Here is a 13116-nt window from a genome sequence, read left to right as displayed (position 1 = left end):
TCTACTACCCGGTGTCGGCGATCATGTGGGTCTGGTACAAGCTGTTCGCGTTCCTGCTGGGCCCGTCGAACTTCTTCGCGTGGGCGCTGTCGGTGATGTTCCTCGTCTTCACGCTGCGCGCGATCCTCTACAAGCCGTTCGTCAAGCAGATCCGCACGACGCGCCAGATGCAGGAGCTGCAGCCGCAGATCAAGGCGCTGCAGAAGAAGTACGGCAAGGACCGCCAGCGCATGGCGCTGGAGATGCAGAAGCTGCAGAAGGAGCACGGCTTCAACCCGATCCTGGGCTGCCTGCCGATGCTCGCGCAGGTTCCGGTGTTCCTCGGGCTGTTCCACGTCCTGCGCTCCTTCAACCGGACCCAGGGCGGCTTCGGTCAGGTCCATCTGTCCGTCGAGCAGAACCGGGCGACCGGCAACTACGTCTTCAGCCCGGCCGACGTGGCGCACTTCTTGGATGCCCACCTGTTCGGTGCACCGTTGGGCGCGACCATGATTCAGCACCAGGGCCTGGACGCCTTCACGGAGTTCAATCGCGCCGCTGTCATCGCGGTCGGTGTGCCGATCATGATCCTGGCGGGCATCGCGACCTACTTCAACAGCCGAGCATCGGTCGCGCGGCAGAGCCCGGAGGCGGCCGCCAACCCGCAGACCGCGATGATGAACAGGCTCGCGCTGTACGTGTTCCCGCTGGGCGTCGTCGTCGGCGGGCCGTTCCTGCCGCTGGCCATCATCATGTACTGGCTCGCCAACAACATCTGGACGTTCGGCCAGCAGCACTACGTGTTCGGCAGGATCGAAAAGGAAGAAGAAGCCAAGAAGCTCGAGGCGCAGGAGCGCCAGGCGAAGAACGCACCGCCGCCCGGCGCGAAGCCGAATCGAGCCCGCAAAGGCCAGCCCGCGGCGGCACCGAGCACCGAGATCGTGGACACCGTGTCGACCGACGGCGAGGCGGTGGAGAACGGTGCGGAGAAGAAGCCGACTGGCACCGGCGCCGGCAAGACGGCACCCAACCGGACACCCCGGCCCGGCGCGTCGCCCCGGCCCGGCGCGCGACCGAAGAAACGCAAACGTTGACCGGGCGACGCCCGGTGGGATGAGGGAGATACCGAGATGACAGACGCCGATACGACCGAGCGCGACGATCTGGCGGAGGAGGGGACTCACGCGGGCAGGCCGCCCGCCCAGGACGACCTCGAGGAGCGGCTGGTCGCGGAGGGCGAGATCGCTGGCGACTACCTCGAAGAGTTGTTGGATCTTCTCGACTTCGACGGCGACATCGATCTCGATGTCGAAGGCGACCGGGCGGTGGTGAGCATCGACGGTGGGGCGGATCTGAACAAGCTGGTCGGCCGCAAGGGTGAGGTGCTCGACGCGTTGCAGGAGTTGACGCGCCTGGCGGTGCATCAGAAGACCGGCGAACGCAGCCGCCTGATGCTCGACATCGCGCGCTGGCGCCGGCGCCGCCGTGACGAGTTGGCCGCGCTGGGCGAGAAGATCGCGCGCCGAGTGCTGGAGACCGGGGAGCGCGAGGAGCTCGCTCCGATGACCCCGTTCGAACGCAAGATCGTGCACGATGCGGTCGCGGGCGTCGACGGAGTCCACAGCGAGAGCGAGGGCGTCGAGCCGTCGCGCCGCGTAGTGGTGCTGGCCGACTGAGGCGTAGTTACACGGGTGTAGTTCTGCTGACGATCCGCACGGCGCTATCCGAAGGATGTTTCACGTGAAACAAGGCGACGTACCGGATCCGCCGGCAGCGGCCGCCGCCTTGTTCGGGGATGCCGCGGACCGCGCGCGGCATTATGCCGCGGTTCTCGCGGGTGCCGGTGTCGAACGCGGGCTTCTCGGGCCGCGGGAGGTCGACCGGCTGTGGGACCGCCATGTACTCAACAGCGCGGCTGTGGCCGAACTCATTGAGCCGGCAGCGCAAGTCGTCGACATCGGTAGTGGGGCGGGACTCCCCGGGATACCGTTGGCACTGGCCCGGCCCGATCTCGAGGTGACATTGATCGAGCCACTGCTGCGCCGCAGCGACTTTCTGCGGGAGGTGGTCGAGCAGCTCGGCCTCCCGGTGACGGTCATACGGGGGCGGGCCGAGGACCCGGCAGTCCGAAAGCAAGTGGGGGAGAGGACGCGCGTTGTGGTGTCCCGGGCGGTGGCCTCGCTGGACAAGCTGACCCGCTGGAGTATGCCGTTGCTGGAGATGGACGGTCGCATGCTTGCCATGAAGGGCGAGCGTGCGGAAGAGGAGATCCGTGACCACCGGCGTGTGATGGCGTCGCTCGGCGCGGCCGATGTAAGGGTATTGAAGTGTGGCGCGAACTACTTGGATCCACCCGCGACCGTCGTGGTGGCACGGCGGGTGAAGGCGACGGCGACGGGCAGGAGAAGAGGGTGAGCGCGACACCAGGGAACGGCACCACCGCCGACACGGGTCCCGACGCTCGTTCCGTCGTTTCACGTGAAACGACAGCAGCCGATGTTTCACGTGAAACATGGCCCGAGCCGTCCGCGAATGTCGACACCCCGATCGGCGCGGAAGCCGAGCGGGCGGTGCGCCTGCTGCACGCGGCGACGCGGGGCAATCTGCCGCGCCCCGAACGCCAACGGGTCTTCACGATCGCCAACCAGAAGGGCGGGGTCGGCAAGACGACCACAGCCGTCAACGTGGCCGCGGCGCTGGCCTTGCAGGGACTGCAGACGCTGGTCATCGATCTCGATCCGCAGGGCAACGCGAGTACGGCGCTGGGTATCGAGCATCGGCCGGGGACGCCGTCGTCGTACGAGGTGCTGATCGGCGACATCCCACTCCGGGACGCGATCCAACAAAGCCCGCACAGCGAGCGCCTGTTCTGCGTGCCCGCGACCATCGACCTGGCCGGCGCGGAGATCGAGTTGGTGAGCATGGTCGCCCGCGAGGGCCGGCTGCGTTCAGCCCTCGCGGCGCTCAACGACTACAACTTCGACTACGTCTTCATCGACTGCCCGCCGTCGCTCGGCCTGTTGACCATCAACGCCTTCGTCGCGGCACCGGAAGTGCTGATCCCGATCCAGTGCGAGTACTACGCACTCGAAGGCGTGGGCCAGTTGATGCGCACCATCGAGATGATCAAGGCGCACCTCAACCCGCAGCTCGACGTGACCACCGTCGTGCTGACGATGTACGACGGGCGGACCAAACTCGCCGACCAGGTGGCCTCCGACGTACGGGCGCACTTCGGGGATAAGGTGCTTCGGACCGTGATCCCGCGCAGCGTCAAGGTCTCGGAGGCCCCCGGTTACGGGATGACGATCCTCGGCTACGACCCCGGCTCCCGCGGGGCGATGAGCTACCTCGACGCCAGTCGCGAGATCGCGGAGCGGCGATGAGTGCGACGCCGACTCCGGCGAGTCGATATGCCCGGACCGAAGTAGGACCACTGCGAGCGCGCGTGAACAGGAGAGACCCCGATGAGCCAACCGACACGTAAGCGCAGCGGACTCGGCCGCGGCCTGGCATCGCTGATCCCTACCGGGCCCGCCGACGGTGACCAGGCCGGCATCGGACCACGGCTGGGTGACGCCGCCGCCGATGTGGTGATCGGCGGACCGGCATCGAACGGCGCACCGGCCAATGCCGTCGTCAACGAGATGGGCGCTGTCTACCGCGAGATCGATCCCGCGTCGATCGAGCCCAACCCGCGCCAGCCTCGCCAGGTCTTCGACGAGGAGGCGCTCGGTGAGCTGGTGCATTCGATCCGCGAATTCGGCCTCATGCAGCCGATCGTCGTGCGGGCGCTGCCGGCCGCCGAGCCGGGGGCCGCGCGATACCAACTCGTCATGGGGGAGCGGCGCTGGCGCGCCGCTCAGCAGGCCGGCCTCGCCGCCATACCCGCGATCGTCCGGGAGACCGCCGACGACGGCATGCTCCGCGACGCGTTGTTGGAGAACATTCACCGCGTGCAGCTCAACCCGTTGGAAGAAGCGGCGGCATACCAACAGCTGCTCGACGAGTTCGGGGTCACGCACGACGAGCTCGCGTCGCGGATCGGCCGATCCCGCCCGCTGATCACCAACATGATCCGGTTGCTGCGGCTGCCGATCGCCGTGCAGCGCCGAGTGGCTGCCGGAGTGCTGTCGGCCGGCCACGCGCGGGCTCTGTTGTCACTGGAGGGCGGCCCGGAGCAACAGGAGGAGTTGGCCGCGCGCATCGTGGCCGAAGGGTTGTCGGTGCGGGCGACCGAGGAAGCGGTGACGTTGGCCAACCATGCCGGCCCAGCGTCGCCGTCGTCCCCGAAACGTAAGCCGATCAGCATGCCGGGTCTGCAAGACGTCGCCGAACGGCTGTCGACGGCATTCGACACCCGAGTCACCGTCAGCCTCGGCAAGCGTAAGGGCAAGATCGTGGTGGAATTCGGGTCGGTCGACGATCTGCAGCGCATTGTCGAACTGATGAGCGCGTCCGAGCGCTGACCTACCACACCGGGTAATTACGTCACTGTGACACAAGCTGGCGCGCGCATCGCCGCCCAGCCCCTGTCGAAGGAAACCATCTGTGAGACAAGACGTTTCGCATCCACACACGAAGTCGGCGCGGAAGGGGGAGCCGTCGGTGGCGCACCCTTCTATCCTGGTGTGGCGGCTGTGTATTTCTGCACGGCCTAGAACCCGGGGAGTCTAGTGTCGGCACGCGTCACGCCTCTACGGCTCGAGGCCTTCGAGCAGTTGCCGAAACATGCCCGCAGGTGCGTGTACTGGGAGGTCGATCCGATGACCCTGGGCCGCGACGCCGCAGGGGCCGCGGTTCCCGGCGTCGACGACCACCTGTCCGACCCGGAGTTCGAGAAGGAAGCCTGGTTGTCGATGGTCCTGCTCGAGTGGGGATCGTGTGGCCAGGTCGCGGTCCAGTGCAGCGACGAGGAGACCGATGACGGGCCCGCGCCACTGACCGGAAGCGAGGCGTGCCTGGGCTACGCGTTCTACGCACCGCCGGGCGCCGTGCCGCGCGCCCGCCGTTTCCCGACCGGTCCCGTCAGCGCCGACGCCGTGCTGCTCACCTCGTTGGGGATCGAGTCCGGTGCGGACGGCGACGGGTTGTCGCGGAGGCTCATCAGCGCGGTGGTGGGGGACTTGGTCCGTCGCGGAGCGCGGGCGCTCGAGGCGTTCGCCCACACCACCGAAGTCAACGAGCTCTTCGAGCCGGGCGCGGCGACGCCGCAGCTGCGGCCCGTCCTGGACGTACTCGGTGACTGTTCGGTGGAGCAGTGCGTGCTCGACGCCGATCTACTGCTCGACGCCGGCTTCGTCGTCGTCGCCCAGCACCGCTACTTTCCGCGGTTGCGGCTCGAGTTGGAGCAGGGGCTCGGGTGGAAGGCCGACGTCGAGGCCGCCTTGGAGCGGTTGTTCGAGTTCGCGCAGTTGCGTGAGCCGGTCGGCGCCGGCACGAGCCGATCGGTCTGAGGTCAGGACGGGCTGACGCGGCCGGCCTGCTCGACCGACAGTTCGTGCGCGAGCAGTTCGGCGAACGTGAAAGTGCCTGTGGGACGGTCGTTCTTGCCGAGCAGGTAGAGCCGCTTGACCGCGGCGAGGATACCCTCGGCGATTGAGTCACGCGTCTGCGTGGACACCAGGATGGACCGGTCGCGCGGATTGGTGATGTACCCGACGTCGACCTGGACGGTGGGCATCCGGGTCAGCCGCAGCAGGTCCCACGTGCGTCCGTGGCTGCGACAATCACGTAACCCGGTGCGGGCCACCACTTCTCGCTGGATGAAGTCGGCCAGGTTACGGCCGATGGTCGACACCGAGCCGTGTGAGTTGCCGAAGTGAAACGACGCGACGCCGTTGGCGTTCGGACTGGGCTGGGTGGCGCAGCGCAGGCTGATCATCAGATCGGCGCCGACGGCGTTCGCGGTCGCGGCACGTTCGGCATCCGAGGGCGCACGGTTGGCCGGACGCGACAGGAAGGTCTCCATGCCGATTGCGGTCATCCGACCCTCGAGCCGACTGGCCAAGTCCCACAAGATGTCTGACTCGCTGAGCGGGCCGCCGTCACCCTGCATGATCTGTCCGTGGTCGTCACCGCCGCGGCCCGGGTCGATGATGATGCGCTTACCCGACAGGCGGGGGCCGGAGCGCCGGACCAGCTCCTCCTCGCGGATCGCGTGCGGCGACCCGCCGGTGACGCGGGAACCCAGGAAGTACAAGGAGCGCAACGTCTCCGGGCCGCAGATGCCGTCGGGGTACAGGCCGTACTCGCGTTGGTACGACATCAGCGCGTTGTGGGTGGCCAGCCCGAAGTGGCCGTCGACCAGGCCGGTGTAGAAACCGAGATCCTGCAGCCGGGCCTGCAGCGTCGCGATGTCGTCGCCGAACATCGGCGCGCCGAACTGATGGCTCAGCGTGCGTGCGCCCAGGCGATACGAAGCCTCTTTGAGCGCACGGTAGGTCGCTTCTCCGACGATGCCGTCGACCAGCAGGCCGCGATGCTGCTGAAAGGCGCGCACCCCGTGATCGAGTTCCTCGTCGAACACGTCCAGCGCGATGTGCTTGCCGGTGGTGATGTCTTCGTCGGCGTTGTCGAGCATGCCCAGCGCGGTCAGCGCAGCCCTGATCTCGGTGACCGCGGCCCCGCGGTCACCGCGACGCAGACTGGACATATGCGGCCTTTCGGTCACGGTCGTCAGCTGCGCGGAGGCGCTGACCGGGTTGACGGGCTACGCAGATTGTCGCAGACACTCCGCCGATTCAAGAAAACCCCAGGCCGGTGTCCGCGCGCCTGTTTCGAGCGCCAGGTCGCCGCTAGACGACGTCGCCGAGCTCGCGCAGTAGGGCAGCCTTGCCTTTCGCGCCGACGATCCGCTTCACCGGCGCACCGTCCTTGAACACGATCAGCGTCGGGATCGAGACCACCTGAAAATCGCGGGCGGTGGCCGGATTCGCGTCGACGTCGAGCTTGGCGACCGTCAACGCACCGGCCTTCTCGGCGGCGATCTCCTCGAGCACCGGGGCGATCATCTTGCAGGGACCGCACCACGTCGCCCAAAAGTCCACCAGCACAGGAGTGCTGCTGGACAGCACGTCGCTGGAGAACGAGTCGTCGGTCACGGTGACCGTGGCTGATCCGGCGCTGTCGCTCATGTGGTGCTCCTATCAGACAGGGGTTTCAATGGCTTCGTCGCTTGGGCCAGAACCGATTTCGGCCAACCAGCGTTCGGCGTCGATGGAAGCCGAGCAGCCGGTGCCCGCGGCGGTGATGGCCTGGCGGTAAGTGCGGTCGACGAGATCGCCTGCGGCGAACACGCCCTCGATGGACGTGCTGGTCGAATTCCGTTGCGTCAGAACGTAACCGTCCCCGTCGAGCTCGACCTGTCCCCGCACCAGTTCCGAGCGCGGATCGTGGCCGACCGCGACGAACACACCGGTGACGGCGAGCTTGGACTCCTCACCGGTCACGGTGTTGCGCAACCGGACTCCGCTGACCTTCGGGTTGCCCTCGATCTCGACGACCTCGGTGTTGGTGAGGAACGTGATCTTCTCGTTCGCGCGGGCGCGGTCCAGCATGATGCGCGAGGCGCGGAACTCTTCGCGCCGGTGCACGAGGGTGACGCTGCTGGCGAACTTCGTCAGGAAGATGGCCTCCTCCATCGCCGAATCGCCGCCGCCGACCACGATGATGTCCTCGTCGCGGAAGAAGAACCCGTCACACGTCGCACAGGTGCTCACGCCCATGCCGAGCAGCGCGTCCTCGCCGGGCACACCGAGATGCCGCGCCGCCGCGCCCATCGCGAGGATCACCGCGCGCGCCCGGTACGTCTCGTCGCCGACCGTCACCGTCTTGACGGGGCCCTCCAACGAGACGGCGTCCACGTCCTCCATCCGCAGGTCCGCGCCGAACCGCAGCGCCTGCTCGCGCATCTCGTCCATCAGCTCGGGACCGGTGATGCCGTTGCGGAAACCGGGATAGTTCTCCACCTCGGTCGTCGTCATCAACGCACCGCCGAACTGGACCCCCTCGAACACCAGCGGGTTCAGTTGTGCGCGGGCCGCGTAGATCGCGGCGGTGTAGCCGGCGGGGCCTGATCCGATGATGATCAGATCGTGAACCGGGGGTGTGGTGGTCATGAGCGCCTTTCTGCCGCGTCGACTCGGCACGGGTAGCAACACCAGCCTAGGCGGCGGTGTTCCCTCGCTGCTTCGAAGATCAACCTCGCTCGACAGCCTACGGTCGCTCGACGGCGGTTTCGGCGAGCAGGCCACCGTGCGCCGTGTGGCAACCGGCCTCGACCACCAACGCGGTGACCTGGCCGGCAGACCCCGACGGCAGGAGCAGGAGCACCGCCGGGCGGCCCTGCATGTCGATGGTGCGGGCGCCGAGGATCGGGGTGGTCGTCGGATAGCCCAGCGCTTGGAGACAGCCTGCGCGCAGCGCCGCGTCGGACAGCGGACCGTAGTCCGGCGGGGCGCCCAGGACAGCGACGAGCTGGGGTCCGGTCAACGGAAACGCCGGTGTCCGCGACACCGTGATGCGCTGAGCCGTTGGGCCGGCCTGCGCGAACCGGGGAGCTGATTCGCGGGTCGCCATCGTCGTACCGACGAGCACCGCGGCCACCGCCGCGGCGAGGCCGGCTGCCAACCCGACAACTCGGCTGCGCCGCAACCGGGGCCGACCGATGGCGTGGGCGGGTTCGGCGGCCTGCAAAGCGGCGCCGACGCGCGCGGTGACCTCCGCGGGCACGTCAGGCGCCGACGCCTCGTCATGCCCCAGCCGGGCCAGTTCGCGGCGGACGCGCTCCGTCGCCGGATCCGAGGAATCGCCCGTTCCCGTCTGCATCGCTAGCCAGTCTCCACCACGACAGGTAAGACGCCGTGGCTGCGCCTGCGGTTCCCCTCAATCGGCGCGGGCGCTAACCGTCGCGTCGAAGTACTCCAGCGCCTCGGCCAGCTTGGCCCGCGCACGTGCACACCGGCTCTTGATCGTTCCTTCGGCGACGCCGAGCATGCGCGCGGTCTCCGCGATCGAATAACCCTGCATGTCGACGGCCACCACCGCGGCGCGCTGCTCGACCGGCAACCGCATCAGCGCCCGCTCGACGACGATTGCGGTGTCCACTCGTGAGGCCGGGTCACCGACCAGGCCCATGTCCTCGGACAACGGCTCGGCCGCGCGGGTCTTGTTGCGCCGCAAGCGGTCCAGGCAGGAGTTCACCACGATCCGGTACAGCCAGCTGCTCACGGCCGCGTCATACCGGAACGCCGGCGCCGTGCGGTGCGCCTTGAGCATCGCGTCCTGCAGCGCGTCGGCCGCGTCGTCGGGATGGCGGCTGGTGATCCTGGCGATCCGGTAGAGCTGGCGTTGGTGGCGGTAGAACAACTGCTCGAAGGCATACCGGTCGCCGGCGACGTGCGCGGCCAGCAGTTCTTCGTCGCTGCGTTCCTGACCGGCCTGCGCCTCGAAGCTCCCCACAGGCGAACACTAAACGGCCGCGGAGGTGCCTCCCGACACATCTTTGCCGGGCTGTGGATGGGGGTCAGGATTTCGAGCGCAGTGTGATTTCGGCGATGTCGGACCGGCTCTTGCCGTTGACCTGGCCCAGTGTGGAGACCCACACCAGCACATTGGAAGTGGGCGATGCGTTCTCGACCTTGATCGTGTTGGACCCAGGCTTGAGCTGGGTGGCCGGGGTCAGCACCGTGGTGTCGCTCAGCGACGAGGGCGTCGAGGTCTGCGCCGAGCGAATCTCCACAGCCGTGCCGGTGCTGTTGAGGTCGATGTCGACCTCGCCGATCGTGGTGGGCTGCGGTAGTTGCAGGATCAGCCCGACACCGCTCTTGAAGTTCGGGAACGGGACGGGATCGGTGTAGGTGTCGATAGGCCAGGCCGTCGAGGTGTTCCCGTCGATCGCCAGCTTCGCCTGATCGGGCGCGTCGGCCTCGCCGCCGGGTGAAAACACCGTCGCTGCAACGGGTTTGACGACGTTCCCGCTGGAGCCGCTGTCGCCGGCCCCGGCGGAGGTCGTTTGCTCGTTGAGGCCGAGCCGGTCGCCGCCGAGGCCGTCGCCGACGTCACCGAAGATCTGGCTCAGCACGGTGGCCAACACCACCAGCGCGACCACGAGGATCGCGCCTCCGACCCCGAGCCCGATCATCAGTGCCTTGCGGCGGCGCGCCTCGGCCTCAGGATCCGCGGGAGCTGTCGCGCGGGTGCGCGGCGCCGACTGCCCGGGGTCGTCGATGGGGGAGATCAACTCGGTCCGGTCGGCGATCGCCGTCGCCTGCTGAAGCAGGTTCAGCAGCGTCGGCGCGCTGCGGATGCCGCCGCCTTCCTGCACGGCACGCGCCGCGGCCGCCGAGATCTGGAACGGTATCTGGCGGTCGACGGCGCGCGGTTCGACCGGCTGCCCGGCGGGATCGAGGTCGGCGGGCGCCAAGCCGCTGCGAACACCGTGCTCGGGTAGCGGCCACCGGTTGACCAGCAGCGCGTAGAGCGTCGCGCCGATGCCGCGGATGTCGTCCTCGGGCGTCGCGTCGGGCAGTGTCGCCGGGAACGCCAGCGCCACGTCGCCCTCAATGCTGACCCGGACCCGGCCGGGGTGATCGATCGACAGGGCGACACCCGCGCGGTGTGCGGCTTCGGCTGCGGCGGCGAGCGATTGGATGGCCCTGGCGCCGCCGATCGGCGACGGCGAGGTGTCGGCCACCTCCGCCAGCGATCCGCCACGCACCCATTCGGAGACGACGAGGCCTCCCGAGCCGGTGTTGGTGACGTCGAGCACCCGAGCGATGCCGGGCATCTCGATGCGACTCAGTTTCAGTGTGCGCGCGAGGATTTCGCGCACCGCCCCGTCGGGAAGCGTGTTGTCCGGATCGACGAAGGTGAGCGCGACCTGACGGTCGAGAGCGGTGTCGAGCGCCTGCCAGAACTGCAGGGTGGGGGGACCGCCGTGGAACACCAGGAGCCGGTAGCGGCCGCCGCCGATCACCGCGCCGGGGATGAGATGTACGTCCTCGTCGGCGGTGGCGGCTTCGATGGCGGGCTCGCGGGGCGGGTCGAAGGCGAGCGGTTCACGGGTGGGGTCACCGGCGTAATCGGCGGGTGGCCGCCCCGACACCGGGAGCCGGGCGGTGCCGCTCTCGGCGCCGCTCCTGGTAGCGAACTCCGTGGTTGCCGCCACGCCCGCGCCGGGATCAGGCACATCCGGCTGCAGGTCGTCGGCGCTCACCTCGGAGCGTCCGATCGGGAGCTTGGTGGTGGCGGCGCGGTCGGGACTCGACGCGGAGCCGCCTGCGGGTTCGTCGCTCACCGCTGGTCCTTTCCGCATCCGGTCCCAGGCGTCTGGGGGTCCGCGGTGCACGGCCGATGGGCTGTGGGACGGCCGTGGCGCGGACGAATTGCTCTGTTCAGGGTACGTGAGGGGGGCGGCCTGGACAGCTGATGTGGCCCCTGTGGCGACGGGCGCGGCGCGACGGGCGAGGCGGCGACGGACGACGGCCAGCGCAGCCTGGGCGTCGGGCACCCGCGCCGCCAGCATCACTGTCACGATGATCGGCACCATGATCAACCCGAGCACCAGCAGCCGCAACAGGGAACCGCCGCCGCCCCAGTTGCGCGTCAGCGACTCCAACCCGAACAGCTGGTCGACGACATGGGCGAGCAGCCCGGCCAGCAGCGACGCGGCGATGGTGACCAGGATCGAGCGCACCACCTGCAGGCTGATCAACCGTCCGCCCGGCGGATCGAGGTTGGCCCGCAGCAGGAAGTAGCCCACGGTGGCGCCGGCCAGAAAGCCCAAACCGTTGGCGGTGCCGAGATATCCGGCGACCAGATCGGGATCGTCGGTGAGGTGGGGGGCGAGCAGCGAGCCGATGATCTTGACCGCCGTGATCACCACGATCAGCAGGATCGGCGTCCACGGCTGCTGACGCGCGTAGAAGACCCGAAGCTGTAGCAGGACAAGCGCATACGGGATCAACGTGAACGCCGACAACGTGATGGCCATGCCGAGATAGCTGGCGTCGACTTCGCCGAAGTTGCCGTAGGCGAACAGCGCGGTGCCGATGGCCGGACCGCCGACCGTCATCAACGCCACGATGGGAATGAGCGTCACCATGGTGAGCCGGGTGGCCAGCGAAAGGTCGGCCAGCACCGCGGGCTGATCGTCGGCAGCGGCGTTGCGGCTCAACCGCGGCATCACGACGGTCAGCACCGTCACGCCGATCATCCCGAACGGCAACTGCAGCACCAACCAGGTGTAGTTGTAGATCGCGGGCCCGGAAGCCGCAGCGCCGCTGGCGATCCGGTTGCCGACGATCAGACCGATCTGGCTGATCAACACGTAGAGCACCATCGCCGCAGCCATCGCGCCGAACTGCTTCATCCGTTCGTCGACGCCCCACAGCGGACGCAGGCTGATGCGTTCACGCCGGATTGCCACCAGCAGCACCAGGACCTGGGTCACCGTCCCGAGCGTCATCCCGATGCCCAGCACCAGCAGCTTCGCGTTGCCCATGTGCACCGGGTTGAGCGAAAGTTCGCCAGGGACAATCAGATACAGGCCGAGCGTGGCCAGCGCGACGAGGTTGTTGCACACCGGCGCCCACGCGGGCGGCCCGAACACGTTGCGGGTGTTGAGGATCGCCATGAACACCGACGACAACCCGTAGAACAGCACCTGCGGCAGCAGCAGGTAGGCGAACGCGGTGGTGAGCCCGCGGTTGACCTCCGGATCGCCACCGAGCATGAGTCCCACCAGTGCCGGCGCCGAGGCCACCGACAGCGCGGTGGTGACCAGCAGCAGCGTCGTGGCCAACGTGACCAGGCGACGGATGAACGCGGTGCCGTTGTCGGGGTCGTCACGCTCGGCGCGCGCCAGCACCGGCACGAAGATCGCGGTGAAGGTCGCCTCGAGGACCAGCGCGGCGATCAGGTTCGGCAGCTGGTAGGCGACCGAGAACGCGCTCGACAGCGCCGCGCCGAGGATGGTTGCCAGCAGCACGATCCGGGCGAAGCCGGTGAGCCGACTGACCAGTGTCGCCACCGCCATGCCCCACGATCGGGAGACCACCGCGGCGTCGGAGAGCTCGGGCCGCCCGGCCCGGCGCCGGGGAGCGGGCCCACGGCTGAGCCGGGGCGGGGGTGGGC

At 68.5% G+C, this 13116-nt stretch carries 12 protein-coding genes; 6 read left to right on the top strand and 6 right to left on the bottom strand.

What is annotated here, in order from left to right:
• The first annotated feature begins 23 nt into the window (after window positions 1-23).
• From yidC to A5663_RS06360, 6 genes are all read left to right on the top strand, one after another.
• Window positions 24-1073: a membrane protein insertase YidC gene (yidC, locus tag A5663_RS06385; protein WP_231976706.1), complete on the top strand. Its 1050-nt coding sequence runs from the start codon at window positions 24-26 to the stop codon at window positions 1071-1073.
• 36 nt (window positions 1074-1109) lie between these two features.
• Window positions 1110-1655, top strand: a complete 546-nt coding sequence (locus A5663_RS06380) for a R3H domain-containing nucleic acid-binding protein (protein WP_068145470.1) — start codon at window positions 1110-1112, stop codon at window positions 1653-1655.
• Between the two features lie 55 nt (window positions 1656-1710).
• The gene (gene rsmG, locus A5663_RS06375; protein WP_068145467.1) at window positions 1711-2394 is read left to right on the top strand and encodes a 16S rRNA (guanine(527)-N(7))-methyltransferase RsmG; all 684 of its coding nucleotides are present in this window, start codon (window positions 1711-1713) and stop codon (window positions 2392-2394) included.
• A complete protein-coding gene (locus A5663_RS06370) occupies window positions 2391-3365 on the top strand; it encodes a ParA family protein (RefSeq protein ID WP_068145465.1) in 975 nt (324 codons plus the stop codon). Before rsmG ends, A5663_RS06370 begins: the two co-directional genes overlap by 4 nt.
• A gap of 81 nt (window positions 3366-3446) precedes the next feature.
• Window positions 3447-4448 carry a ParB/RepB/Spo0J family partition protein gene (locus A5663_RS06365; protein WP_068145463.1) on the top strand — a complete coding sequence of 334 codons (1002 nt, stop codon included), beginning with the start codon at window positions 3447-3449 and terminating at the stop codon, window positions 4446-4448.
• Between the two features lie 207 nt (window positions 4449-4655).
• Window positions 4656-5435: an acetyltransferase gene (locus tag A5663_RS06360; protein WP_068145460.1), complete on the top strand. Its 780-nt coding sequence runs from the start codon at window positions 4656-4658 to the stop codon at window positions 5433-5435.
• A 2-nt stretch (window positions 5436-5437) separates the two neighbouring features.
• Here A5663_RS06360 and A5663_RS06355 read toward each other — a convergent pair whose 3' ends face one another.
• The 6 genes from A5663_RS06355 to murJ form a co-directional block, all read right to left on the bottom strand.
• Complete coding sequence (locus tag A5663_RS06355) at window positions 5438-6634, bottom strand: N-acetylmuramoyl-L-alanine amidase (protein WP_068145457.1); 1197 nt, start codon at window positions 6632-6634, stop codon at window positions 5438-5440.
• 142 nt (window positions 6635-6776) lie between these two features.
• Window positions 6777-7115: a thioredoxin gene (gene trxA / locus A5663_RS06350; RefSeq protein WP_068145454.1), complete on the bottom strand. Its 339-nt coding sequence runs from the start codon at window positions 7113-7115 to the stop codon at window positions 6777-6779.
• 12 nt (window positions 7116-7127) lie between these two features.
• Complete coding sequence (trxB, locus tag A5663_RS06345; RefSeq protein ID WP_068145451.1) at window positions 7128-8099, bottom strand: thioredoxin-disulfide reductase; 972 nt, start codon at window positions 8097-8099, stop codon at window positions 7128-7130.
• A 97-nt stretch (window positions 8100-8196) separates the two neighbouring features.
• Complete coding sequence (locus A5663_RS06340; RefSeq protein ID WP_068145448.1) at window positions 8197-8808, bottom strand: hypothetical protein; 612 nt, start codon at window positions 8806-8808, stop codon at window positions 8197-8199.
• Between the two features lie 57 nt (window positions 8809-8865).
• Window positions 8866-9441 (bottom strand): RNA polymerase sigma factor SigM, encoded by a 576-nt coding sequence (gene sigM / locus A5663_RS06335; RefSeq protein WP_068145446.1) that lies wholly within the window; start codon window positions 9439-9441, stop codon window positions 8866-8868.
• A gap of 64 nt (window positions 9442-9505) precedes the next feature.
• A partial coding sequence (murJ, locus tag A5663_RS06330) for a murein biosynthesis integral membrane protein MurJ (RefSeq protein ID WP_231976705.1) occupies window positions 9506-13116 on the bottom strand: 3611 nt, incomplete at its 5' end.

It is taken from the genome of Mycobacterium sp. E740 (genome assembly GCF_001672895.1).
Lineage (GTDB): Bacteria > Actinomycetota > Actinomycetes > Mycobacteriales > Mycobacteriaceae > Mycobacterium.
Note: the sequence above shows the minus strand (reverse complement) of the source record. Positions and strands in the feature narration are given on the sequence as shown.